Origin of the sequence: Candidatus Phaeomarinobacter ectocarpi (assembly GCF_000689395.1) — a bacterium.
Taxonomy (GTDB): Bacteria; Pseudomonadota; Alphaproteobacteria; order CGMCC-115125; family CGMCC-115125; genus Pyruvatibacter; species Pyruvatibacter ectocarpi.
Window position 1 is genome coordinate 330,888 of record NZ_HG966617.1, and the last position, 22,559, is coordinate 353,446.

24 protein-coding genes, 1 tRNA gene and 1 riboswitch are annotated in these 22,559 nt (G+C 58.3%); of the genes, 11 read left to right on the forward strand and 14 right to left on the reverse strand.

Annotated elements, in window-relative coordinates:
• Positions 1-75 precede the first annotated feature (75 nt).
• Positions 76-155, reverse strand: a riboswitch (SAM riboswitch).
• Between the two features lie 118 nt (positions 156-273).
• The 4 genes from BN1012_RS01575 (at position 274) to BN1012_RS01590 (ending at position 2,624) form a co-directional block, all read left to right on the forward strand.
• Entirely contained in the window at positions 274-1,440 is a 1,167-nt protein-coding gene (locus tag BN1012_RS01575; protein WP_043950487.1) for a 2'-deoxycytidine 5'-triphosphate deaminase, read from the forward strand.
• The gene (locus BN1012_RS01580; protein ID WP_043948246.1) at positions 1,440-1,808 is read left to right on the forward strand and encodes a CidA/LrgA family protein; all 369 of its coding nucleotides are present in this window, start codon (positions 1,440-1,442) and stop codon (positions 1,806-1,808) included. The genes BN1012_RS01575 and BN1012_RS01580 overlap by 1 nt, the downstream gene beginning before the upstream one ends.
• A complete protein-coding gene (locus BN1012_RS01585) occupies positions 1,805-2,488 on the forward strand; it encodes an LrgB family protein (protein ID WP_043948247.1) in 684 nt (227 codons plus the stop codon). Before BN1012_RS01580 ends, BN1012_RS01585 begins: the two co-directional genes overlap by 4 nt.
• 62 nt (positions 2,489-2,550) lie before the next feature.
• Positions 2,551-2,624 (forward strand) — tRNA-Gly (locus tag BN1012_RS01590).
• Positions 2,625-2,767: 143 nt separating this feature from the next.
• On the opposite strand, the gene BN1012_RS01595 is transcribed toward BN1012_RS01590, so the two are convergent.
• Positions 2,768-3,409 carry an NAD(P)H-dependent oxidoreductase gene (locus BN1012_RS01595; protein ID WP_043948248.1) on the reverse strand — a complete coding sequence of 214 codons (642 nt, stop codon included), beginning with the start codon at positions 3,407-3,409 and terminating at the stop codon, positions 2,768-2,770.
• Between the two features lie 124 nt (positions 3,410-3,533).
• Here BN1012_RS01595 and BN1012_RS01600 point away from each other — a divergent pair, with 124 nt between their 5' ends.
• Both BN1012_RS01600 and BN1012_RS16475 read left to right on the forward strand, forming a co-directional pair.
• Complete coding sequence (locus BN1012_RS01600; RefSeq protein WP_043948249.1) at positions 3,534-3,920, forward strand: winged helix-turn-helix transcriptional regulator; 387 nt, start codon at positions 3,534-3,536, stop codon at positions 3,918-3,920.
• A 160-nt stretch (positions 3,921-4,080) separates the two neighbouring features.
• Positions 4,081-5,673 (forward strand): VWA domain-containing protein, encoded by a 1,593-nt coding sequence (locus tag BN1012_RS16475; RefSeq protein WP_052534312.1) that lies wholly within the window; start codon positions 4,081-4,083, stop codon positions 5,671-5,673.
• A 9-nt stretch (positions 5,674-5,682) separates the two neighbouring features.
• On the opposite strand, the gene BN1012_RS01610 is transcribed toward BN1012_RS16475, so the two are convergent.
• The 8 genes from BN1012_RS01610 to BN1012_RS01645 all read right to left on the reverse strand — a co-directional run bounded on the left by BN1012_RS01610 (position 5,683) and on the right by BN1012_RS01645 (position 14,353).
• The gene (locus BN1012_RS01610) at positions 5,683-7,662 is read right to left on the reverse strand and encodes a glycosyltransferase family 2 protein (RefSeq protein ID WP_052534315.1); all 1,980 of its coding nucleotides are present in this window, start codon (positions 7,660-7,662) and stop codon (positions 5,683-5,685) included.
• 183 nt (positions 7,663-7,845) lie between these two features.
• Positions 7,846-8,217, reverse strand: coding sequence for a hypothetical protein (locus tag BN1012_RS01615; protein ID WP_052534321.1), 372 nt, complete (start codon positions 8,215-8,217; stop codon positions 7,846-7,848).
• Positions 8,218-8,387: 170 nt separating this feature from the next.
• On the reverse strand, positions 8,388-9,032 hold the full coding sequence (locus BN1012_RS01620) for a hypothetical protein (protein ID WP_052534324.1): 645 nt from the start codon (positions 9,030-9,032) through the stop codon (positions 8,388-8,390).
• An 86-nt stretch (positions 9,033-9,118) separates the two neighbouring features.
• Positions 9,119-10,093 (reverse strand): NADPH:quinone oxidoreductase family protein, encoded by a 975-nt coding sequence (locus BN1012_RS01625; protein WP_043948250.1) that lies wholly within the window; start codon positions 10,091-10,093, stop codon positions 9,119-9,121.
• Between the two features lie 42 nt (positions 10,094-10,135).
• Entirely contained in the window at positions 10,136-11,158 is a 1,023-nt protein-coding gene (locus tag BN1012_RS01630) for an alpha/beta hydrolase (protein ID WP_043948251.1), read from the reverse strand.
• A 40-nt stretch (positions 11,159-11,198) separates the two neighbouring features.
• Positions 11,199-11,873, reverse strand: coding sequence for a TetR/AcrR family transcriptional regulator (locus tag BN1012_RS01635; RefSeq protein ID WP_244442930.1), 675 nt, complete (start codon positions 11,871-11,873; stop codon positions 11,199-11,201).
• 175 nt (positions 11,874-12,048) lie between these two features.
• Positions 12,049-13,458 (reverse strand): flavin-containing monooxygenase, encoded by a 1,410-nt coding sequence (locus tag BN1012_RS01640; RefSeq protein ID WP_043950493.1) that lies wholly within the window; start codon positions 13,456-13,458, stop codon positions 12,049-12,051.
• 58 nt (positions 13,459-13,516) lie between these two features.
• A complete protein-coding gene (locus BN1012_RS01645; RefSeq protein WP_081826478.1) occupies positions 13,517-14,353 on the reverse strand; it encodes a crotonase/enoyl-CoA hydratase family protein in 837 nt (278 codons plus the stop codon).
• Between the two features lie 137 nt (positions 14,354-14,490).
• Here BN1012_RS01645 and BN1012_RS01650 point away from each other — a divergent pair, with 137 nt between their 5' ends.
• Genes BN1012_RS01650 through BN1012_RS01665 form a run of 4 tightly spaced genes read left to right on the forward strand, consistent with a single transcriptional unit; the run spans position 14,491 to position 17,493 of the window.
• Positions 14,491-15,021, forward strand: coding sequence for a PaaI family thioesterase (locus tag BN1012_RS01650; protein WP_081826146.1), 531 nt, complete (start codon positions 14,491-14,493; stop codon positions 15,019-15,021).
• A 4-nt stretch (positions 15,022-15,025) separates the two neighbouring features.
• Complete coding sequence (locus BN1012_RS01655) at positions 15,026-15,499, forward strand: PaaI family thioesterase (protein WP_043948252.1); 474 nt, start codon at positions 15,026-15,028, stop codon at positions 15,497-15,499.
• A gap of 52 nt (positions 15,500-15,551) precedes the next feature.
• Positions 15,552-16,154 carry a 2-hydroxychromene-2-carboxylate isomerase gene (locus tag BN1012_RS01660; RefSeq protein WP_043948253.1) on the forward strand — a complete coding sequence of 201 codons (603 nt, stop codon included), beginning with the start codon at positions 15,552-15,554 and terminating at the stop codon, positions 16,152-16,154.
• Complete coding sequence (locus BN1012_RS01665; protein WP_043948254.1) at positions 16,144-17,493, forward strand: MATE family efflux transporter; 1,350 nt, start codon at positions 16,144-16,146, stop codon at positions 17,491-17,493. Before BN1012_RS01660 ends, BN1012_RS01665 begins: the two co-directional genes overlap by 11 nt.
• A gap of 9 nt (positions 17,494-17,502) precedes the next feature.
• Here the strand turns inward: BN1012_RS01665 and arsC are convergent, their stop codons facing one another.
• From arsC to BN1012_RS01680, 3 genes are read right to left on the reverse strand one after another with little or no spacing between them, the layout of a single operon-like run.
• Positions 17,503-17,850, reverse strand: a complete 348-nt coding sequence (gene arsC / locus BN1012_RS01670; protein WP_043948255.1) for an arsenate reductase (glutaredoxin) — start codon at positions 17,848-17,850, stop codon at positions 17,503-17,505.
• 14 nt (positions 17,851-17,864) lie between these two features.
• A complete protein-coding gene (locus tag BN1012_RS01675; protein WP_043948256.1) occupies positions 17,865-18,935 on the reverse strand; it encodes a quinone-dependent dihydroorotate dehydrogenase in 1,071 nt (356 codons plus the stop codon).
• Complete coding sequence (locus BN1012_RS01680; RefSeq protein ID WP_043948257.1) at positions 18,932-19,291, reverse strand: DUF952 domain-containing protein; 360 nt, start codon at positions 19,289-19,291, stop codon at positions 18,932-18,934. The genes BN1012_RS01675 and BN1012_RS01680 overlap by 4 nt, the downstream gene beginning before the upstream one ends.
• Before the next feature lie 101 nt (positions 19,292-19,392).
• On the opposite strand from BN1012_RS01680, the gene BN1012_RS01685 reads away from it, so the two are divergent.
• Positions 19,393-20,067 carry a S24 family peptidase gene (locus BN1012_RS01685; protein WP_043948258.1) on the forward strand — a complete coding sequence of 225 codons (675 nt, stop codon included), beginning with the start codon at positions 19,393-19,395 and terminating at the stop codon, positions 20,065-20,067.
• Between the two features lie 12 nt (positions 20,068-20,079).
• Here BN1012_RS01685 and BN1012_RS01690 read toward each other — a convergent pair whose 3' ends face one another.
• Together BN1012_RS01690 and BN1012_RS01695 are read right to left on the reverse strand one after the other, a co-directional pair.
• Complete coding sequence (locus BN1012_RS01690; protein WP_043948259.1) at positions 20,080-20,886, reverse strand: hypothetical protein; 807 nt, start codon at positions 20,884-20,886, stop codon at positions 20,080-20,082.
• Positions 20,887-20,948: 62 nt separating this feature from the next.
• Positions 20,949-22,559, reverse strand: a complete 1,611-nt coding sequence (locus BN1012_RS01695) for a lysine--tRNA ligase (RefSeq protein ID WP_043948260.1) — start codon at positions 22,557-22,559, stop codon at positions 20,949-20,951.

Here is a 22,559-nt window from a genome sequence, read left to right on the forward strand (position 1 = left end):
TCCTTCAAACGCCCAAAAGAAAACCCGGCCTGTTTTCGCGTCCGCCACAAGGCAGCTCAAAAACACAAAAGGCCGGGGGGCGCCCGTCCGACCTTTTAGCGCTGTTGTTTAACGTGGCCGCAAGCCGGTCGGCTCAAATCACCACGGGTGCCTTGAAAAGCTCCGATGAGCGCTTCAGGCAAGGCGAGTCATACGCCGACGTGCAGATAGGGTCAAGCTGGCCTGAATCGGTCTATGATGCGGGCCAATCTGAATGCGAAAGACACTGTGACAATGACCGCTGCCGCCCAAAACGCGCCGAATACCGGCATCCTTGATGATCAGCGAGACGGCATCCTGCCCGCCGCCGAAATCTCAGCCCTGTGGCAGGCTGGTGTGATCCGCGCCAATCAGCCCCCCGCTGAAAAGCAGATTCAGCCCGCCAGCCTTGATCTGAGGCTGGGTGAAACGGCCTATCGCGTCCGCGCCAGCTTCCTCCCCGGCCACGGCGAACCGGTGTCGCACAAGCTCGAGAGCCTGAAGCTGCACGAAATTGACCTGCGCGAAGGCGCGGTTCTGGAGACAGGCTGCGTCTATCTCGTGCCGCTGCTTGAGAGCCTTTCCCTGCCAGACACCCTTACCGCCGCGGCCAATCCCAAAAGCTCAACAGGCCGTCTTGATGTTTTCACCCGCGTCATCGTTGATGGCGGCATCGAGTTTGATCAGATACCCGCTGGCTATGAAGGCCCGCTCTACGCGGAAATCAGCCCACGGACGTTTTCAATTCTTGTACGTACCGGCTCGCGCTTGTCGCAGTTGCGGTTGCGCAGGGGTGATGCCGCTGTAGCGCCTGAAGACATGCTGCGTCTTCAGGCTGATGCAGGTCTCATCACCGGAACGTCTGACGCGGGCGTTGCTCCAACCAATGATGCACGTGGCATCACGCTAAGTGTTGATCTGCGCGGCGAAGATGAAACCGGCCTTATCGGCTATCGCGCCAAGCGGCATTCAGGCCTTGTCGATGTGGACAGGGTCGGGGCCTATGACGTCCTTGATTACTGGGACCCCGTCCATGTGCGCGGAGACGCACGCATTATTCTGGACCCGGACGAATTCTATATCCTTGCCAGCCGTGAAGCGGTGCAGATACCAGCCGACTATGCCGCCGAAATGGTTCCCTATGACCCATTGGTGGGCGAGTTCCGCGTTCATTACGCCGGCTTCTTTGATCCCGGCTTTGGGGCGGCAGAAGCCCACGGTGCAGGTGCTCGTGCAGTGCTGGAAGTACGAAGCCACGAGGTGCCGTTCATTCTGGAACATGGTCAGACCATCGGCCGCCTTGTGTATGAGCACATGGCCAGTCGGCCGGACGCGCTGTATGGGCAGGATCTGGGTTCCAACTATCAGCGTCAGGGCCTGAAGCTTTCCAAACACTTCAAGGCTGACGGGTCACGCGCGTGATGCGTCTTGCTGCGGCGTTGTTTGGCGGTGCCATTGCACTCATTGCAGCGCAGCTTGTCGGCACGGCGTTCATGCAGGGCATGGGCATCCCGGTGCCCGGCGCGGTTGCCGGGCTGATCCTGATGCTTGTGGCGCTGGCCATCGTCGGCGGCGTGCCAAACGGTCTGGGCAAATTGTCTGATCTGCTTTTGCGCCATCTCAATCTGTTCTTTGTGCCGGCGGGTGTCGGGCTCATGGCACATTTGGGATTGCTCGCCCGCGATGGTGGACCGTTGATGATCGCCATCGTCGTCAGCACGCTTGCAGGCCTGGTGGTGGCTGGCGTTGTTTTCGTTTGGGCCCGGAAGCGAGCGGGGGTCGAATCATGAGCGCTCTTGTGTGGCTCGGCATCACCATCATTGCGTATCTGGGCGCACTTGCTTTCGCCCGCCGCGTGAATGGTCACCCGCTGGCCAACCCGGTTCTGGTGGCTTCTATTCCGGTTATCGTGCTGATGCTGGCAACGGACACGCCGCACGAGGTCTATCAGGAAGGCGGCGCGTGGCTGCTGGCGCTGCTTGGACCTGCAACTGTTGCTTTGGCAATCCCGCTGTTTCGCAACTGGCCAAAAGTGCGCGCTGCCGCAGGTCCTTTGTTTTTGGCGATCGGCGCCGGGTCCGCTACGGCAGTGGCAACGGCATTGGGTACCGCTTGGGCGCTTGGCGCCGAAATGCAGACATTGCTGTCCCTCGCTCCCAAATCTGTCACCACGCCAATCGCCATGGGCATCGCGCAAACCACCAGCGGTTTGCCTTTGTTGGCAGCAGCCATCGTCATTGTGACGGGTGTCATCGGGGCCGTCATTGGGCCGTGGTTGCTGAGCCGCGTCGGTGTCGTTGACCCTGAAGCGCACGGCGTGGCGCTTGGCACCGCAGCTCATGGCATTGGCACGGCGCGCGCCTTTCAGGAGGGCGAAGAGACCGGCACGTTCTCAGGCGTCGCCATGGGCGTGAACGGCATTGCGACCGCGCTGCTCCTGCCATGGCTGCTTATCTGGCTGTTCGGCTGATCGTTCTTGTCAGCGCGCCCTGTGTTGGACTAACGTCCGCGTCCGCCTTCAAGGGCGGCCAAGCGGGTGTAGCTCAATGGTAGAGCAGCAGCTTCCCAAGCTGACGACGAGAGTTCGATTCTCTTCACCCGCTCCAAATTTTCACACAGAGCCCTGTCTGTTTTGCTTGGCCGCGGGGTATTGCGGAGCCAAAACGATCAAGGGGAATGAGCGCAGCCGTGAAGCCGGTGCGATCACTCCCCTGATGTTTATGGCGACTAGTCGTCTGGAAGAGTCGGTCTAGTCGACGTGTGTAATCAGAGTATCGTTTGACTTGCGGACTTTCGGCATCGCCAGCAGCCAATCGCCTGTTGGGTCACGGTACCCCAGCGGCAACAGAACAACAGAGCGCAAGCCGCGTTCCTTAAGGCCCAAAATCTTGTCGACCGTTGCCGGGTCGAAACCTTCCATCGGTGTGCTGTCGACTTCCTGATCGGCGGCGGCGATCAGCGCAAAGCCCAAAGCGATATATGCCTGGCGGGCTGCATGGGCATAATTGACCTCTGCTTCGCGCGGGACATAGTTGTTTTTCAGGTTGCCGTAATACTCGTGAATCAGCGGTATCTCGCCGCGTGCCTGCACATTCAACTGCGTGACGTCGTCGATACGTTCGTTTGTATAGTTGTCCCACGCAGCAAATACCAAAAGATGTGACCCGTCCGTAATCGGGCTCTGGTCGCTGGCGGCGGTGCGAATTTCTGCCAGAACATCGGGGTTTGTGACGACGATTACCTCAAACGGCTGCGTGCCGCTCGATGTCGGTGCCATGCGGACAGCTTCCAGGATGGCATCAACCTTTTCCTGCGGAACTGTCTTTGCCGGGTCCATTTTCTTTGTGGCGTAGCGCCAGTTCAAAAGGTCGATGAGAGGCTTCGTGGTCATGTGCTGGGTCCTACCGGAGTGATTTCACAGGGTGGTATACTTTAGTAACTGAAGATATATTGAATACTAAAGGTTCGCGCAAGAAGGCACAGTTTTGAGCCTTGGTTACAAGAAGGGAACCACCATGCCAGCTTCAGAGTCCGCGTCCGAACAATGCCCAAATTGCAAACGCATCAGCGAGGTTCTGACGCGGGTTGGAGATCGATGGAGCGTCCTGGTGATCATCTCGCTATCGCAGTACGGAACCCTGCGCTTCAATGAACTGAAGCGGAATCTGGGCATTTCTCAACGGATGCTGAGCCGTACCCTGCGTGAGCTGGAGCGGGACGGGCTCGTCAATCGGACCTACCATCCAACAATCCCTCCCAAGGTGGAGTACAACCTCACATCGATGGGCGAGTCTTTTCGCGAGCCTGTAAACGCCTTGGGACAATGGGCGCTTGAGAATCTCGTGACGATTGATGCTGCCCGCGAAACCTATGATGCGGCTGCGGAGGCAAATGCAAGCTGACGCCTTGACTTCGCTGCCTCGGCGTTTCCTCCCCATCTTGTGATTGCCAGTCCGAATAAGGCCCGCAAATCACCTTCCAATCGCCACATTCCCTCCCGCCCGTGGCCGCAAACGAGCGCGATATCTGCGTGCATTGATTGATGTTCAGGGGAGGGATCACATGCAGACCCTTAAATTTGACGGCCGCCTCGCACGTGCTGGTTTTCTTGCAGCGCTCGGATTTGCGCTGATGCTCGTGGTCGGCGCTTTTGCCGGCAAGGCCAAAGCTGAAGTAGACGCGCTCGACACCGCCGCACTTGATACCAAGGTGAGCTATGACCAGCCGCTCATCAAGCGCAGCGAGAGCACGACCATTCATTTGATGATTGAGGTTCATTCCCCGCGCGAAGCCTGGCCGGGTACACAGGACCGTCCGCCGGTCAATCTGGCGCTGGTGCTCGATCGCTCCGGCTCCATGGAAGACAAAGGCAAGCTGGAATACGCCAAGCGCGCAGCAAAGCTGATGGTCGACTTGCTGGACCCGCGCGACCGCGTGGCAATTGTTGAGTATGACGACCGCATCAATGTGTTGTGGCCATCCGCACCTGTTGAGAATGCCCGCGAGATCCATCGCCGCATTGATGGGCTGACCTCTCGCGGCAGCACCAACCTCACCGGCGGCATGATGCGCGGTGTGGATGAAGTGCTGAAGCACTTTGATCGTTCAGAGCTGAACCGCGTGGTGCTTCTATCTGATGGCCTGGCCAATCAGGGCATCACCGACCCTTATGATATTGCCCGCGAAGTGCGCGGAGCGCGCCGCGACGGCGTACGCATCTCCTCCATTGGTCTTGGCCTCGACTATGATGAAAACCTCATGCAGGCCATCGCGGAAAACGGCGCCGGCAACTACCATTATGTAGAACACCCCTCGCAGATCGCCCGCATCTTTGAAGAAGAACTCTCAACGCTGGTGCGCACCACGGCGCGGGACATCAAGCTGCGATTGAATGGCTCTGGCGCCATCACCAGCATCGATGTCATTTCCCTGGAAAGCGACACGCCGGATAATGTGTCAGTCGGTGACATGTTTGCGGGTGAAACCCAGCGCATCATGCTGAAGGTTGATGTTGCTGGCACCGATGCCGCCAGCATTGCCCTGGGTGATCTGGAAATGGCTTACACCGATGCCCGCTCCGGCAAGGAGCAGACCACGGTTGTTCCGCTGACATTGAAGACCAGCACTGACGCAGCGGCCGTCAAGAAGGCCCGCAACGAGGACGTTGTCGTGGAAGCAGCGCTGTTCGATGCAGAACGCACGCAGCTTGCAGCCGTTGCCGCCTACGAAGCGGGTGACACCGCCCGTGCCGATGGATTGCTTGAGGAACTGTCCGCCCGCGTTGAAACGCAGGCGGCTGACATGGACGATGGTCGCCTGAGTGCAAAGCTCGAAGCCCTCACGGTAGAACGTGAGCAGATGAGCGTTGCCGGGGCCCCAGCCGAGCGCAGTGCCTACCTCAAGAGCAGCAAGCAGCGGCTCTATCAGGCAAAGTCCGGTAAGCGCGCTGGGTATCAACTGCAGGTCGGTGACGAAGGCCTCGAGGTTGAACGTCTGCAGACGGCGCTGACCAACAAAGGCTTCTGGTCAGGACCGATCGACGGCAAATACACCGATGATCTAGAGGAGGCTGTGGACGAGTTCCAGGCTGCTGAAGGCATCAAGCAGGATGGTGTCGCCGGACCATCAACCTTGCAGAACCTAGGTCTGTACTAGAGGCCTCTACTAGAGGTCTGAACCCTTACCACGATGGGCCAGCTGCGCCAGTTGTGCGCGGCTGGCCTTGCTTATGGCGTGGTGCGTCTTTTCCCAATAAGAGGGTCTGGTGAAGAGCTGCCAGATGGCCAGATAGGCCCCCAGCGACAGAAGTGGCCAGTAAAACACCATCAAGAATGTATGCGGTACCAGATGTTGCGCATCTCGGTGCTGAACAGCAGCGATGCCCGCACAGACGGACACGATGTATCCGCCGCCCAGCAAAATGCCATTGAACAGGATCATCAGTGTGGGCACGTCCGGCGAGGTGAAGTAGGCCAGCGCTGACCCATTGAAGGCGATTCCTGCTGCGGCAAATATCCAGACAAGCGGATGCGTGAGGGCGGAGACGATTGATCCGCCAATCAACAACTGAAAACCCAAAAACCCCATCGGCCCCAGTTTGCGAAACAGATCGACAGGTCTGCGCATATGCACCAGCCACGTCTGCGCATAGCCCTTCAGCCACCGTGACCGTTGTCGAAGCCAGTTGCCCATCTCGCAATTGGCTTCTTCATAGGTGACAGAATCTAGAATGGCGCAGCGATATCCCTTTTGGGCCAGTCGAATGCCAAGATCCGCATCTTCAGTGACATTGTATGGGTCCCACGCGCCCACATCCCGGAGCGCTTTCATTCGAAAGTGGGTGGATGTGCCACCAAGCGGAATCGGCATGCCGAGTTTTTCAACGGTCGGCAACAGCAGATCGAACCACATGTTGAATTCGATGGTGAATTGCCGCGTCAGCCAGTTTTCAGATGCATTGAAGTAGGTGAGCGGTGCCTGCAGGCATGCGATGTTGTCGTCGCTGGTTGCGAACATCGCCACAGCCTTTTTGAGTTGCAGTGGATCTGGCTGATCTTCCGCATCAAAAATCACCAGATACTCGCCGCGGGCAAACTGCAGGGCGTAGTTGCAGGCCTTGGGTTTTGTGCGCGGTGAACTTTCCGGCACCCGAATGAATTCCACATAGCTTTCAAGGCCCAGCGCCTTGGCAGTCCCAATGGTCTCGTCGTCATCACCTTCCAGCACCAGCTTGATGTCCAGTTTAGCGCGCGGATAATCGAGTTTGCCCAGCGCCTGAGCCAGCAGCGGCAGCACGTTTGCTTCTTTGTAGAGTGGTACGATGATGGTGTAGATCGGCAGGTCCAAGTCGTCCGGAAGCTGATCAATCGATCGTCTCGCCTGGCGCGCCGCAATGCCAATGGGGATCGACGCCGCGCGCAGCACAAGCACCGCTAGGAAAAACAGCCCCAGCAACGCATTGAGAAGCAGCAAGGTTGTCAGTGGTGCGAGTAAGAGAGCCAACACACTCCCGGCCAGAAGAGCACCGACCCAGAAAATCTGTCGCTTGTTTATTAGGGCCTTTGCCGAAAGCGTTGGCTCCGCCTCGTCCAGAGAAAATTGTGCCGTATGCTGAATCTTATCGCCGAACTGCGCCTGTAGTGTCCACACGACGTCCAGCCGCGATGTAACAGCAAACGCAATGTTGCCTTGGGGTGCAGGCCTTCCATCTGCACGTCTGCGAGCAATCTCGCGCGCCGAAGCCAGCGGGTCGGGGGTTGCCAGAATGGGCCGTCGCGACGGCGTGCCGTCATCAGTGCCGGTGGGGATGATTTCTGCAGACAGATAAAAGTCCAGCAAGGATTGATCAAACGCATCCGCCGGAGGGGGAGTTTTGAGGACATTCACAAATGGGAGTCCAAGGTGGGCTGCGAGGGTCGAGTAGAGGTCAACTGGTTTGACGAACCCAAGCGCCAGGACAGCCTGTCCCAGCGGCACACCCCAAGTCTCGGCTGCGTCCAGCGATGTCTGAAGCTGGGCGGTGCTAATTATCCTGGCATCCAGAAGAGCCTGCCCCAGCGGTTGCCGCATCGCTGGCGGGTGGCGTGGGCCATACGGTGCCGTCGCCGCCGCCCGCGTCTGGTTGCTCGGCGTTCCGTCAGGCATACGCCCCCCATCTTTTCCACGTCTTCTTTCGGGCAACTATAGGAAAATATCGCATAGGTAGCAAAGGGTTGTGTTTGCGATCGGCTCAACAAGGCGATGCGCGAGGCGGTCGACGACAAAAAAAGGCCCGGACGCAGTGTCCGGGCCTTTCAAGATGTCTTCGGTACATAGGTACCGATTGTCTTAGTTGGGTTCACCTTCCGCATTCACGGCGGCATCGTCCACAGCGTCCGGCTCGTCGCTCGGCATCTCAATGTCGACGCTCGGCAGGGTGATTTCAGTGTCTTCTGTCGTCACCTTGGGCACCGGAACCGTTGCTTCTGTCGTGCCAAGTTCGACGTCTGGTGTCTCAATCTCGATCTCAGGCAGACGAACTTCGCCCTCGACTTCAACGTCGGGGACATTACCACCTTCAACCGACACGTCGACGTCAGGCATGGTCAATTCGCCCTCGACGTTCACGTCAGGCAACTCGCCTTCTTCCTCAACATCCACGTCGCAAGCGGCAACGCCGGTCATCAGGGCGGCCACAAGTGCAATTTTTCCAAAAGTCATTATTTTTCATTGGGCCGCTCTCCGGTCCCAACCCTTCTATCCAATGTCTGGCAATAGAAACCACGACCAGGAACTTGGTTCCCAAAAAAGGGGCCGAAAACAAAAACGGCGGCCATCCTGTCTGGATGACCGCCGCCTTTTGTCCGGAAACCGGAAAGGTCTGTTGAACTTTAGTTCGCAGGTGTGGAAGGCGTCATCGCCTCTTCGGCGCTGTCAGCTGCTTCTTCTGCAGCGTCTTCAACCGCGTCCGCAGCGTCCTTGGCACCTTCAGCCATGGCGTCGCCTGCTTCTGAAGCCGCATCTGCTGCATCGCCAGCTGTTGCTTCGGCAGCATCAGTTGCGTCACTTGCGGCATCTGATGTTGCTTCTGCTGCGTCTTCCGCAGTTTCAGCAGCAGCTTCGGTGGCGTCGTCAACTGCATCAGAGGTTGCATCAGCTGCATCTTCTGCGGCGGACTCAGTCGCATCAACTGCATCTGAGGTTGCCTCGGACGCATCGTCCGCAGCTGACTCTGCTGCGCCACTTACGCTGTCGACAGCATCATTGACGGCCTCGGCTGTGGCGTCTGCTGCATCACTTGCGGCTTCCACGGTTGCATCAGCAGCATCGCTTGCAGCTTCCATTGTGGCGTCCGCAGCATCGGATGCTGCATCAGCGGCACTTTCTGCTGCGCCAGTTACGGCATCGGTTGCGCTTTCCATGGCATCGCCAAGCGCGTTGCCTGCACCTTCTTCATCACCAGTGCCTGAGTCGCAAGCGGCAAGGCCCAGTGCAAGGGCAGCGGCTGCTGTCAAAGTAAGAGTCTGTTTGATCATGCATATAAACCCCGGCTCTCTTTATGGGATTTCCCCTTGTATGAAAGCCGCGGCCCCCTGTTTCAAATAAATACGCGCCGTAACACTTACGGCGTAACCACCACTTTGCCGATGACGCGCCTGTCACGCAACTGACACATCGCCTCGGCAGCCTGATTCAGTGAAAAAGTGGCGTAAACATATGGCCGAATTGTGCCCGCAGCCGCCATTTCGTCAATTGCAGCAATGTTTTGGGCCCCTTTGGCCGGGTCGCGGCGGCCATATTCGCCCGCCCGGACACCCACCACCGAAAACCCCTTGATGAGCGGCATATTGACAGAAACATCCGGAATCCGACCACTGGCAAATCCAATCACAAGCAATCGACCACCCCAGGCTATGCAGCGGACGCTTTCGTCAAACACGTCTCCACCCACCGGGTCATAGATAACGTCAGCGCCCTGACCATTGGTCAGTTCCTTCACCTTGTCCTTGAAGCCGTCATTTACATTGATGACGTGGTCAGCCCCACGGGCCTTGAGAACATCGAGCTTCTCCTGAGAACTTGCCGTCGCGATGACCGTTGCGCCCATCTGCTTGCCCAGATCTACCGCCGCCATGCCCACGCCACCGGCAGCACCATGCACCAGCAGGGTTTCACCAGCTTCGAGGTGACCCCGACGCACCAAGGATACATAGGCTGTGAGATAGGCCGTGGTGTATCCCGCGGCTTCTTCATAGGACATGGCCGCAGGCATTGGCCGACAGCTACTCGCCTGCGTGTTCGCCATTTCCGCCATGCCGCCTGTCCGAAGACCGGCAACCACCTTGTTACCGACGCTGAACGTGTCGACACCGGGGCCAACAGCCACAACGTCCCCGGCAGCTTCCATACCCGGTGTAAACGGCATTGGTGGCTTGAACTGGTATTTCCCCTGCACCATCAGCAGATCGGGAAAATTGACTGCACACGCACGAATGCGGATTTGAATTTCGCCATCGCCGGGTGTCGGAAGATCAATGTCTTCAATGACGACGTCAGTAATGTCTTCTGACAGCGCGTTGACCCGCACAGCCTTCATAGCAGTACCTCACATAAACAGAGTTGCTCGAAATCCGGTTGGCTAAAGCGCAGCGGCAATATCGCCGGTGATTTCCAGATTTACGTCCTTGGCGCGTTTGGAGACACCGCTCATGGCTGTGAAGCCATGGGGAAGGTCTCCGTACTCGCGGAAAGTGACCTGCACACCAGCTTCTTCAAGTCGCCGCGCGTAAGCTTCGCCCTGATCGCGCAGCGGGTCAAAACCAGCGGTATAAACCAGCGCCCTGGGCAACCCGCTCAGGTCATCAACCAGGCCCGGACTTGCCATCGGATCTGTCTTGTCGCCGCCTTCGGGCATGTAGAGGCTCTCAAACCAGCGCATGGTTTCAGTGTTGAGAGGCGCACAGTCTCCACAGCTTTGCATGGAGCCACCCTCATCGGTCATGTCCACCCATGGATAAATCAGCACTTGCAGGAACGGTCCGGTCTCACCCCGGCGCTTTATCTCCTGCGCCACGATGGTCGCCAGATGCCCACCGGCACTGTCACCGCCAACGGCGATACGGTCTGCAGAACCGGAAAACTGGGCGGCATTGTCACGCACCCATTTGAAGGCCGCAATCGCATCTTCCGCCGCTGCGGGGAACACGTGCTCCGGTGCCATCCGGTAATCGACAGAGATGACTCCTGCGCCGGTTTCAGCGGCAATCAGTGAACAGAAGTGGTCGCACGTATCAAGATCGCCGATGACACAGCCGCCCATGTGAAAATACACCATGAGGGCATCGTTGGTTTTGCCGTTGATAGGCCAGTAGTGCCGCGCACGCAGGCTCCCGCCGGGACCGGGAATGGAAAGATCGGTTACGCCCACATCCTTGGAGCGCGGCGCATTCATCATCGCGAAACCTTCGCGCGTCGCCGCGCGACCCTCGGCAACCGGCAATGTGTGGACGCCAGGACCCTTGCCAGCTTGTGATGTCAGAAATCCGACACCGGGGTCTATCTCGCGGCCATCAACGCTGAGCACCGCACCTTTTGACATGGATCGCAATATGCCGGCCGGCAGGCGCATCATCGTACGCGCAATAAATTGTTGAGCGCTCATGAGCACTTCCTTCCAAAGTCAGATTTCAATTGCGGAGATACTAGTCGGAATCTTCAAGCCGTGGCAGGGCATTTACGCCGCCAAGAAAGAGCTTGGTTGCAAATTCCGCTGCGGCGGCTGAGTCAAATGGCTCGCGCGCCTGCATCCGGTCACCCACCTCAAAAGCGATACCCACAAAAGCCGCGGTGAGATATTCCGGATCGACCTTTGGCAGAACACCCTGAGATATGGCGCGGTCGATATCGAGACGCAGCTCGTCAAAGACGGCAACAACTTCCGGCGTATCCATGCGCACCCGCATGGAGCCCGATTTGCGCCGGATGATCCGGTGCATCTGCTCGTCCTGCTCCAGATAATCGAAGTAGGCGCGGAAACTGGCTGAGATGAATTCTTCAAAGCTGGCCGCACGGATACGCTCAGCCCGGATGCGCGGACGCATGCGCAGGGCGCTGGCATCCATCATCGCTTGAAACACTTCATCCTTGGATTTGAAGTAATTGTAGAACGTGCCGGACGCGAGGCCGGTGCGGCGAATAATGTCCCGGACCGTGGTCTCGCCATAGCCCAGCTCCGCAAAAACCAGCCGGGCAGCATCCAGGATGGCCTGCCGATTCTCCACTTTTGTCCGCTCGCGCTTCCCCATGGCTGAGGAAGACGACGTGGAAGAATTCTGAGTGCCGAGCGGTTTTTCGGCTGTTTTGATGGTCGTACTCACGAAATTTGCGGCTTTCCAGGGCGTATCGGCAAAGGCTGCGAAATGCGCACGACCAGACAAACAATATTGTCAGTAGGCGCAGCATTCCGGCTGCGCGCCCTTATGCAGTCTAGCCCGCCCCAAGGCCAGCTTCAATTTGAGTAATCGGGGTAAAGGCGCGGAATCCCTAAACTGGTTACTCCGCTGCAACGCTGCCAACGTGTTGCGCGCGGGCCGGCACGGGAAGGCCAGGCTTGGATTTGGCACGCTTGGCACCGCGTTTGATCTCGCGTTCCATGTCCCAGATGTACTTGTTGAAATCCAGTTGCATCGTATGGCGGGCGGATTCATAGAAATGACCGGTATACATGTCCTCGTCAGCCTTGATGACCTCTTTCATCTGCGCGTCGTCAGGGAGCGCGTATTTCCCCGTCAGATAGGCGCCGACAAGCTTCATCTGCTGCTCGGCAAAGTTCACAAGCGTGGGCAATGGTTGCGCCAGTGCCATGAAAAAGAGATTGGGTATGCCCGGTGAGAACACCCTCTTGTAAAGCGGGACGTGGTTGTTCTCGACCTTGATGACCGTCTCATCCATAAACGGAAACGAGACGTTGTAGCCGGTGGCGTATATCACAACGTCGATCTCTTCGCGGCTGCCATCCTCAAACTCGATGACGTTGCCATCAAAGCGCTTGATATTGGGTTTGGATTCAATGTCACCGCACCCGACGCGCGTCAAAAATTCTCCGGATACGGACGGATGCGCTTCCAGTGGCTCATGGTCAGGCTTGGGCAGGCCATAGTCTTCCATGTTGCCGACAAGCCTTTTGATCATGCGCTTGCCAATGGCCCTTTGAACAGACAGTGGAATCCATGCAGGCATCGCGCCTTTGTCTGCGACCTTGCCATTGATGTATTTCGGCATGACCCAGACGCCCCGACGCGCCGCGACATAGAGCTTTTTCGCAATCGGCTTCTGCGACAGTTCAGACGAGATATCCATCGCGCTGTTACCCATGCCGACAATGACAATGCGTTTGCCCCGCATGTCGTGTGGTTCAAAGGGTGTCAGATAGGAGTGGGCGTGCATCTGAACGCCCGTAAAGGTGTTCATGCCTTCATATTCAGGCCAGCGCGGATCCCAGTGGTGCCCGTTGCAGACAAACACAGCATCGTAAGTCAGGGTCTCGGACGACGGTCCACCGGTTGCGGAGCGATCAACCGTGACATGCCACAGCCCTGCATCATCCCGCGTGACATGAGTCACCGCCGTATTGAAGCTGATTTTTTCCCGCAGGCCGAAGTGGTCCACATAGTCGTTGAAGTAGTCAAAGATCTGGCTGTGATGGGGAAAGTCGGGGAATGTCGGCGGGATCGGAAAGTCCTCAAACGACATGCGGTTCTTGGACGTATCGATGTGGAGCGACTCGTAACAGGCCGACATGCCGTTCTTGTTCTTGTAGGCCCAGTTGCCACCGACCACGTCCGACATTTCAAAGCAATCAAACGGAATGCCCCGGTCCTGAAGAGCCTTGGCAGTTGTAAAGCCGGAACACCCGGCACCGATGATGCAGCATTTGGGAAGCGCAGAATTTGTCTCGGACATGGTCATTTCCTGTTTCGGGTGCCTGGTGTAGTGCCTCGAATGATCCTGAGTGCGATGCCTAGCGGCCTTGGAAGTTGCCGCTGCGCCGTTCAATGAAGGACTGCACGCCCTCGGCGGCGTCTTCCGTATTGGCCAGTTTGGCCTGCACTGCATCCAGCTGCGCAAAGGCGGCGGCTTCGCCCTCCTCGATGAACGTCATCGATGATCGCTTGGTTTCCTGGATCGCCAGCGGCGCAAGTTTGGAGATGCGATTGGCCAGCTCGATGGCCCGTGTCACCTGCGTGCCTGGCTCGACCACTTCCTGCACAATGCCGATGCGCAATGCTTCATCAGCCCCGAATTCTTCATCGCACAGCAGCAGGTGATACATACCGTTGCCCCAGCCGCAGCGCTCTATAAAGCGGATGGTGCCGCCACCAGCAGCCATAAGGCCCCGGCGTGGTTCAAGCTGGGCAAAGCGGGTGTCTTTGGACGCAATCACGATGTCGGTCGCCAGCATCATCTCAATGCCGGCCGTGTAGCAGATGCCCTGAACAGCGGTGATCACGGGTTTCGAGCATTTTTTCTTGAGCGCAAAAGGGTCCACACGGCGTGCGCCTGCTTCGTTGGCCCCACTGGCGCCGTCCTTCATTCCTTCAGCAAACTTGGTCAACTCAAGGCCAGCAGTGAAGTGTTTCCCGAAGGAGTGCAGCACACCAACACGCAGCTCAGGATCGGTATCCAACTGGGTGTAAGCATCCGCGAGTTCCGAGAACATCTTTGGCGTCAGGCCGTTGTACTTTTCCGGCCGATCAATCCCCATAAGCAGGACATGGCCCTGCCGCGTCAGCGTGATACGGCCATCCGGCTCCGCGCCCGCATCACGGTCTGAAACCGGTAGATCGACCTGTGCCATGGTCTGCACTCCCCTGAGAAACATCGTTTTTCTGCTTTAGAAGGAGTCATACCGCTGAAAATAGACTCAAGTCTAGTTTCTATGCGCCTGTCGTTCAGAGCTTGCCCGTTCAGCGCTGGGAGGCCATACCGGTGTCCATGAGCAAAGACCCGGAAAACGAAGCAGCGCGACGCAATGAAGCGCTCAAAGGCATGCTGATTAATCACGTGCCACATGCCCGCGCCATCGGCCTTGAAATCGTGTCCGCCGAAAAAGCCCGCGCGCGCCTGAGAGTCCCCTATGCGCCATTCCTGGTTGGCAATCCGGACACCGGCGTGATCCATGGCGGCGTTATCACTACCATGCTGGACAATGCCTGCGGTGTCGCCACCCAGATGGCCCTTGGCGAGCCAACGGCCATTGCCACGCTTGACTTGCGCATTGACTACATGCGCCCGGCGGCTCCCAAACAGGACATTCAGTGCGAAGCGCATTGTTTCAAGCTGACAAAGTCCGTCGCCTTTGTGCGCGGCACGGCCTTTCATGAAGACATCGACGATCCCATCGCAACCTGCATGAGTGCATTCATGCTCGCTGCCAACCGCGCCGCGCCGCCCTCTTCAGGCATGCGCGAAAAGGTGCTTGGTGAAATGGATCGTCTGTCCGCCAGCGATCGGGGGGAGGGGTAGAGACATGCGTGATCTCGAACACATCTCCCAGGGGCGCGACATCAACGAAGTGATGGCAACCATCCCCTATGTGGCTTTTCTCGGCATCACGTTTGAGAAGGTTGGTGACGAACTTCTTGGCAAGCTGACATTCAAGCAGGACCTGATTGGCAATCCGTCCTTGCCGGCGTTGCACGGGGGCGTCATTGGCGGCTTCCTGGAAACGGCAGCAATCGTGCAGGTCGCCCGCGAAAGCAAAATTAGCGTCCTTCCCAAGACAATCGACATCACGATTGATTATCTGCGCTCTGGCCGACCGCTGGATACCTATGCCCGTGCCACGATCACGAAGCATGGCCGTCGCGTGGCCAATGTTCAGGTCATTGCCTGGCAGGACGATCCCGAAAAGCCCATAGCGGCTGCACATGGACATTTCCTGTTGGAGCCGCTTGGCGACGGCTCAGGCGACACGAATGGCGATAGCAGCATAGCCGGCTAAGGGAACGGGGGCCCAGGAGGCTTCACCAGACTCACATAAGGGAAACGGCCTCATGGCCCATATCACGTTCTGGTTCGACTTTGCCTCGACCTATTCCTATCTCGCCGCAATGCGCGCAGCGGAGGTTGCTGCGCAACGAGGTGTTGGCGTGACGTGGCAGCCCTTTCTCCTCGGGCCGATCTTCGGCGCGCAAGGCTGGACCGATAGTCCGTTCAATATCTACGAGGCCAAGGGCAAGTACATGTGGCGGGATATGGCTCGACTGGCTGACGCCGAAGGCATACCATTCAATCGACCCGAGACGTTTCCGCAAAACTCTCTGCTTGCCGGTCGCATCGCCTGTGTCGGTCAGGACGAAGGGTGGATCGCAGATTTTACCCGCGCCACATACACGGCGCAGTTCGGCAATGGGCAAGACATCTCTACCGCTGCAGATCTGACCCTCATCCTCACCAGCCTTGGTCTTGATGCAGCTGATGTGCTTGCGCGCGCAACGTCTGCAGACGGCAAACTTGCTCTAAGAGCGAGCACAGACGCAGCCATCGCAGCTGGTGTCTTCGGCGCGCCTTCCTTCACAACCCATGATGGTGAGTTGTTCTGGGGAAGTGATCGGCTGGCGGAGGCGGTGGATTGGGCCGCGACCCATGCAGTCTGAGCACTCGCCCGTCGTCGCCGAACCGAAGCCGGTTACCCACGGGCGCGTGTGGGCGGTGGCAGGTCCGATCATTGTTTCCAACTCCACCGTACCTCTTATCGGCATTGCGGATACGGCAGTGATCGGTCACCTGGGCGAAGCGGCTTTTATTGCTGCCATTGCCCTTGGTGCCATCATCTTCAGTTCCCTCTATTGGATATTCGGTTTCCTGCGCATGGGCACGACGGGTCTCGTGGCACAGGCTCTGGGCGCGCGAGACAATGCCGAAATCAGGAGTGCCATTCACCGGGCCATGCTGGTGGGCATCACTGCAGGAACGGTGTTGGCGGTGTGTCAGGTGCCCCTGTCAGCAGCCATTTTCCTGGGCTTTGAAGCCGGCCTGCAGGTCGAAGCGCTGGCGGCGGAGTATTTCTCCATTCGTATCTGGGGCGCCCCGGCCATGCTGGTGAACTTTGCCATTCTTGGTTGGTTCATCGGTCTGCAGCGGGCCGACATCGCGCTTTATCTGCAGCTCTATCTCAACCTGGCCAATGTGGCGCTTGATGTGCTGTTCGTTGTGGGCGTCGGCATGAATGTCGATGGGGTTGCCCTGGGCACTGTCATTGCGGAATGGACAACAGTCATCGCCGGGGTGGGGCTCGTGGTCTGGCATGCGCGCCGCAGCACCGGGGCAGCATTCGCATCGGGAGACCGGGCGCGCTTGTGGAACATGGATGCCCTGCGCCGGATGCTCAGCGTCAATGGGGACATCTTCATCCGGTCAGCATTTCTCATGGCTGCCTTCATCTGGCTGACCATGCAGGGCGCCGCGCAAAGTGATGTTGTTCTTGCCGCCAACGGCGTCCTGCTGCACTTCCTCTACCTTGCAGCCCATGCATTGGACGGGTTTGCTTTCGCCAGTGAAGCGCTCGTCGGTGAAAGCAAGGGCGCGCGCAATCGTGCGCGGTTCCGGCAGGCAGCCATCCTGAGTTCCATATGGGCGGTCGCATCCGCTGTCGCGTTCGCGCTGGTATTCTGGTTGCTCGGGGCATGGTTCATCGGCCTGCTCACAAGCGTGACGGACGTCCGGGAGACCGCTACCACATATCTCGTCTGGGCGGTTATCTCGCCGCTTGCGGCGGTGGCCAGCTATCAACTGGATGGGATTTTCGTGGGTGCAACCCGAACCGCTGACATGCGCAACATGATGGTGTTGTCATTCGCGATTTACATTGCGGCCTGGTGGGCGTTTCAACCTTGGGGCAATCACGGCCTGTGGGCGGCATTCACACTGTTCAGCGTCGCGCGCGGCATTACGCTGGGACTGCGATATCCGTCACTCGAGCGCAGCATCGCCTAGGACGGAACCCTAGAGTATGTCGAGCACGCTCTCAGGCGGACGCCCAATGGCCGCCTTGCTTGCGGTGATGACAATAGGTCGCTCAATCAAAATCGGGTTGGCAACCATGGCATCGATCAGCTGCTCATCGGTAAGGCTGTCATTGCCCAGGTTCAATTCCTTGAAAACAGCTTCGCCTTTACGCATTGCGTCACGCGGGCCCAATCCCAGCATCCCGAGCACAACCGCCAGCTCTCCGGCCGTGGGAGGCGATGTCAGGTATTCTACAATTTCTGGCGTGTGGCCATGTTCCTGAAGCAGCGCAAGTGTCTGGCGCGATTTAGAGCAACGCGGATTGTGATAGATGCGCAGCGACATGGGTGTGTGTTCTCCTAGGATTTCAGATCAGCTCCGACGGCGTCTTTCACCGACGCGAAACCGTCGCGCCGCAATAGCTCCGCCAGCTCTTTCTTGATACGTGGAATAAGCGATGGTCCGTCATAGCCAAAAGCTGTGTAGAGCTGCACCAGCGACGCCCCGGCGCGGATTTTGGCGTAGGCGCTGTCGCCAGACGAAACGCCGCCCGCGCCAATCAGCGTCAGGCGGCCCTTGTTGACATAGGCAGCGACCCGAAGGGCAGCAGTAGAGGGTTCCAGCAGCGGTGCACCAGATAGTCCACCGGTTTGCTCCTTGTTCGGACTTTTCAAAGTCTCGGGCCGGGCAATGGTCGTGTTGGAGACGATCAGTCCCTGAAAACCCATCTCAATGGCAATCTCAACCGCATCACGAATGTCTTCGGCGGCAAGGTCAGGAGCGATTTTCAGAACGAGGGGCAACGGTGCATCCGCAAAACCGGCAAGGGCATCACGTGCAGCACCGACCCGCCCGGCAAGATCACGTAGTGCATCGCGGGCCTGCAGGTCGCGCAGACCCGGTGTGTTGGGAGAGGACACATTGACCGTGACATAGGACGCAAGTCCGGCGACATGATTGAGCCCCGTCACATAGTCGGCAATACGGTCTTCGCTGTCTTTATTGGCGCCGATATTGGCACCCACAATGCCGGGCTTGTTCTGGCGCGCTGCAAGCCGGGCGGTATAGGCATCAAGCCCCTGGTTGTTGAAGCCAAGGCGATTGATAACTGCACGGTCTTCTTCAAGCCGAAACATCCGTGGCTTGGGATTGCCCGGTTGTGGCTCTGGCGTGACGGTGCCGGCTTCGGCAAATCCAAATCCAAGTGCGAGGAGGGCGTCCGGTACGCGTGCATCCTTGTCAAAGCCCGCGGCCACGCCGATGGGATTTGGAAAGGACAGGCCCATGGCTTGCGTTTGCAAAACAGGATCTGCGGGTGTCGTATCGGTTGGCCCAAAGCCTGCCGCCAGAGCCCGTACCGCCAGCACGTGGGCCAGTTCGGGTGGCAATTTGCGCAACAGACGTGCGCCAATCCTGGCAAATGTGCTCATGAACCTGTGTCCGCATCCAGGGAGGGCACCCGAGGGGCACCTTCATCGTCCATGGGCAAAGATTTCACCCAGAGCGCGGCAGATGTCGGCAGCACGCCGTAGAGGTGCGGGAAGAGTTGCCCACCTCTGGATTCCTCCCACTTGAGGGCCGCTCCAAGAGGGCGCGAATCAACAGCCACGATCACAAGGTCGGGGGTGTTGCTGAAATACAGGCGGGCCGTCTCCGGCGTCTGCTCCGCCGTCGAAAAGTGGATGTATCCATCGGCCAGATCGATGCCGGCACCGGCAAATTCGCCTGCGCTTTCGGCCTCATGCCAAAGCGACTTTGGGCAGATTTTGTAAATCACGGATGTCATGAGAGGTGAGGTGCCACAGGGGGAAAGCGGCGGCAAGGGTGGCTTGCGGACAAAGGAATTTGTTCCTATGTTGGGAGTAACTGATTCAAAGGCCGCACCTCATGCTTACCCATCGCGAAATCTGGCAAGCCATTGATACGCTCGCACTGCGCTCGGGTCTGAGCGCGTCGGGCCTTGCGCGCGCAGCAGGTCTCGACCCCACCACTTTCAACCGCTCCAAACGCATGGCATCCAACGGCAAGCAGCGCTGGCCTAGCACGGAAAGCCTGTCCAAGGCGCTTGAAGCCGCAGGCACCAGCATGGAGGAGTTTGTCGGTTTTATCCGTGACGGTGGCACGCTTGAGGACGTGGATGGTTTTGCAAATCCAGGCAGTTTCGGCGGTGGAATTCCGGTGATCGGTCTTGCTCAGGCAGGCACTGGTGGCTTTTTCGGTGATGCTGGGTTTCCGGTAGGTGGCGCATGGGAGCGGGTTGACCTGCCTGGCGCTTCGCCCGGCGCGGGTGATGAAAACATGTATGCGCTGGAGATTTCCGGCGACAGCATGGCGCCGGTCTATCGCAAAGGCGACATCATCGTTGTCTCTCCTGCCGCTGCTGTGCGCGTGGGGGACCGCGTGGTCGCCAAGACGCTGGATGGCGAGGTCATGGCCAAGGAGCTGCGCGCGCAGAACGCCAAACGCATTGTGCTCGCGTCACTCAATCCGTCCTTTGAAGACCTTGAGTTCAAGCCGTCTCAAATTCAGTGGCTCGCCCGCATCGTCTGGGCCCGCCAGTAATCTGCGTCGTGGCTAGTAGCTGGCCTGTGCCTGATCAATTTCGCGTTTGAGCATCGCCTCATTGCCGGACCGATAGGCCCGTAGCAGCCTATCCACCCGCCGGGCTGTAAACCGTTCAAAGGCGTTTTGCCGCTCGGCATTGCTGGCAACGATCAGGATGCGCTCGGCTTCCCGCCCGAAGCTATCCGCGTTGTGTGCAAGCAATTGAAGTGCACATTGGTACAAAACGATGATGCTCACATCCGGTGTATTCACCGCCTTGCGAAGGTCCGCAAGGCCATCAGCGCGGCTGGCATCATAAAGCGCTGACGCAAGGAGCGGCCCGGCACCCTTCACGATTTCAAGATGCCACGTTCCCGACAAGGCCCTTGCCCAGGCATTTTCAGGGTCAAGAGAAAGGGCTGAATCGATGGCCGCCCGCGCCTGTGTGGCAAGTCCCTGCTGGTGCGCGATGTAGTCGCCAAGCGCGCGCCCTTGATACCCAAGCGCCACGGCCAGTTGCATGTGCCCTTCTATGTACTTCGGGTCGCGCGCAATGGCTGCGGCAGCGGCTTCCTGTGCCTCAGCCACAAGTTGCCCTCGACCGCTCCACGATCCGGTCTGCGCTTTGGCTAGGAGAGCTCGGGCAGCCAGCGCGTCGCCCGCCGCAGTCTGTTCCAAACGCGCCGTATGTGCCGCTTCCGCGTATTTGCCTATGGCATAGAGTTCATATGCCTGAGTGGATACGGCGGTTTCAGTCTGCGCCGGCCAGACAGCCGCAGGCAGCGTCATCAACGCAACGCCAAGCAGAGTGCTTGTAAAACCAAGGGGAACCTTCATGACCACATGATTTGCTTTGTTCGTTCTGCAAAGCAAGGCGTGCAGACAATCAAAGCCGGATCCTATGCACTTTTCTCCAGCGCCTTTGCAATCATCTGGCGCGTCTCCTCAATGCCGTACAAGGCAACAAAGGACCCGAAACGCGGACCTTGCGACTGTCCAAGCAGCACTTCATACAGCGCACTGAACCAGGCCCGCAGTGGCTCAAATCCGTGCTCTTTGCCAACTGCAAAGACTTCGTTCTGGATGGTTTCCGCGTCCGCATTGCTGTCCAGCGCACCGATACGATCAGACAGTGCCTGCATAGCTTCAGCCTCCTGAGAGGTGGGGGCACGGAAGACTTTCGCTGGTTTCACAAAGTCGTGGAAATAGGTGATGGCGTAGCCGACCATCTCGTCCAGCAGCGGATAGGTCTTGGGTGTGGCACCGGGCACATAGCGCGAAATGAAGCCCCACAGCACATCCTTGTCTTCGGAGTTCGATGCGCTCACGAGATTGAGCAGGATGTTGAACGAGATCGGCACATCATCCGTGGGCGGATTGCCGTTATGGATGTGCCAGACAGGGTTCATCAGCTGCTTGGCCGGTTCCAGCTTCGCGTAGCTGGCCCGATGCGACAGATATTCATCCACATTCTTCGGGATCACATCAAAGTAGAGACGCTTGGCCTTACGCGGTGACGCAAACATGAAATTGTTCAGGCTTTCAGGAGACGCGTAGCGCAGCCACTCATCAATGGTCAGCCCATTACCGCGTGACTTGGAAATCTTCTCGCCGTTCTCGTCCAGAAACAGTTCGTAGTTGAAGCCCTCAGGCGGCTGACCACCCATGGCCTTGCAGATGCGGCTGGACAGCTTCACGGACTCGATCAGGTCCTTGCCGGCCATCTCATAGTCGACGCCAAGTGCGAACCAGCGCAGCGCCCAGTCGGCCTTCCATTGGCACTTAACGGCTCCACCGGTGACGGGCACGTCTACCGGGTCACCCGTTTCTGGGTCTTCATAGGTCACAATGCCCTTGGCCGTGTCGCGTGCCACCAGCGGCACCTGAAGCACAACACCGGTGCGCGGACAGATGGGCAGGAACGGCGAATAGGTTGCCTGACGTTCTGGCCCAAGCGTGGGCAGAATAATGCCCATGACCTTGTCATAGACCTCAAGCATCCGCATCAGCGCGTCGTCAAAGCGACCGCTTGTGTAGTTGTCCGTGGCGCTTTCAAACTCATAGTCAAAGCCAAAGCGGTCCAGGAAAACGCGCAGCCGTGCATTGTTGGCCGCGCCAAAGCTTGTGTGCTCGTTGGAGAACGGATCCGGCACGCGCGTTAGCGGCTTGCCCAGATGCTGCTGCATCATCTCCTGATTGGGCACATTGTCCGGCACCTTGCGCAGGCCGTCCATGTCGTCGGAGAAACAAACAAGCTTGGTTGGGACATCGCTCAGGACACTGAAGGCATGACGCACCATTGAGGTACGAGCAACTTCACCAAACGTGCCGATATGCGGCAGTCCGGAAGGACCATAGCCTGTTTCAAACAGCACAAAGCCTTTGTCGCCGAGTCCCTGTTTTTCCACCCGAGTCACCAGTTTCCGGGCCTCTTCAAAAGGCCAGGCCTTGCTGTCATTCGCAAGGGCGGAAAGGTCATCTGCCAGGGTCTGGGTGGAGGTGTCGTTCAT

What these genes read in the sequence shown, in the direction of transcription:
- BN1012_RS01685 (WP_043948258.1), top strand. Translation starts at nt 19,393, where the DNA reads ATGCTTACCCATCGCGAAATCTGGCAAGCCATTGATACGCTCGCACTG.
- BN1012_RS01645 (WP_081826478.1), bottom strand. Translation starts at nt 14,353, where the DNA reads ATGGCACAGGTCGATCTACCGGTTTCAGACCGTGATGCGGGCGCGGAG.
- BN1012_RS01660 (WP_043948253.1), top strand. Translation starts at nt 15,552, where the DNA reads ATGGCCCATATCACGTTCTGGTTCGACTTTGCCTCGACCTATTCCTAT.
- BN1012_RS01575 (WP_043950487.1), top strand. Translation starts at nt 274, where the DNA reads ATGACCGCTGCCGCCCAAAACGCGCCGAATACCGGCATCCTTGATGAT.
- BN1012_RS16475 (WP_052534312.1), top strand. Translation starts at nt 4,081, where the DNA reads ATGCAGACCCTTAAATTTGACGGCCGCCTCGCACGTGCTGGTTTTCTT.
- BN1012_RS01585 (WP_043948247.1), top strand. Translation starts at nt 1,805, where the DNA reads ATGAGCGCTCTTGTGTGGCTCGGCATCACCATCATTGCGTATCTGGGC.
- BN1012_RS01650 (WP_081826146.1), top strand. Translation starts at nt 14,491, where the DNA reads ATGAGCAAAGACCCGGAAAACGAAGCAGCGCGACGCAATGAAGCGCTC.
- BN1012_RS01620 (WP_052534324.1), bottom strand. Translation starts at nt 9,032, where the DNA reads ATGATCAAACAGACTCTTACTTTGACAGCAGCCGCTGCCCTTGCACTG.
- BN1012_RS01630 (WP_043948251.1), bottom strand. Translation starts at nt 11,158, where the DNA reads ATGAGCGCTCAACAATTTATTGCGCGTACGATGATGCGCCTGCCGGCC.
- BN1012_RS01655 (WP_043948252.1), top strand. Translation starts at nt 15,026, where the DNA reads ATGCGTGATCTCGAACACATCTCCCAGGGGCGCGACATCAACGAAGTG.
- BN1012_RS01640 (WP_043950493.1), bottom strand. Translation starts at nt 13,458, where the DNA reads ATGTCCGAGACAAATTCTGCGCTTCCCAAATGCTGCATCATCGGTGCC.
- BN1012_RS01580 (WP_043948246.1), top strand. Translation starts at nt 1,440, where the DNA reads ATGCGTCTTGCTGCGGCGTTGTTTGGCGGTGCCATTGCACTCATTGCA.
- BN1012_RS01695 (WP_043948260.1), bottom strand. Translation starts at nt 22,559, where the DNA reads ATGAACGACACCTCCACCCAGACCCTGGCAGATGACCTTTCCGCCCTT.
- BN1012_RS01625 (WP_043948250.1), bottom strand. Translation starts at nt 10,093, where the DNA reads ATGAAGGCTGTGCGGGTCAACGCGCTGTCAGAAGACATTACTGACGTC.
- BN1012_RS01600 (WP_043948249.1), top strand. Translation starts at nt 3,534, where the DNA reads ATGCCAGCTTCAGAGTCCGCGTCCGAACAATGCCCAAATTGCAAACGC.
- BN1012_RS01680 (WP_043948257.1), bottom strand. Translation starts at nt 19,291, where the DNA reads ATGACATCCGTGATTTACAAAATCTGCCCAAAGTCGCTTTGGCATGAG.
- BN1012_RS01675 (WP_043948256.1), bottom strand. Translation starts at nt 18,935, where the DNA reads ATGAGCACATTTGCCAGGATTGGCGCACGTCTGTTGCGCAAATTGCCA.
- BN1012_RS01665 (WP_043948254.1), top strand. Translation starts at nt 16,144, where the DNA reads ATGCAGTCTGAGCACTCGCCCGTCGTCGCCGAACCGAAGCCGGTTACC.
- BN1012_RS01595 (WP_043948248.1), bottom strand. Translation starts at nt 3,409, where the DNA reads ATGACCACGAAGCCTCTCATCGACCTTTTGAACTGGCGCTACGCCACA.
- arsC (WP_043948255.1), bottom strand. Translation starts at nt 17,850, where the DNA reads ATGTCGCTGCGCATCTATCACAATCCGCGTTGCTCTAAATCGCGCCAG.
- BN1012_RS01615 (WP_052534321.1), bottom strand. Translation starts at nt 8,217, where the DNA reads ATGACTTTTGGAAAAATTGCACTTGTGGCCGCCCTGATGACCGGCGTT.
- BN1012_RS01690 (WP_043948259.1), bottom strand. Translation starts at nt 20,886, where the DNA reads ATGAAGGTTCCCCTTGGTTTTACAAGCACTCTGCTTGGCGTTGCGTTG.
- BN1012_RS01610 (WP_052534315.1), bottom strand. Translation starts at nt 7,662, where the DNA reads ATGCCTGACGGAACGCCGAGCAACCAGACGCGGGCGGCGGCGACGGCA.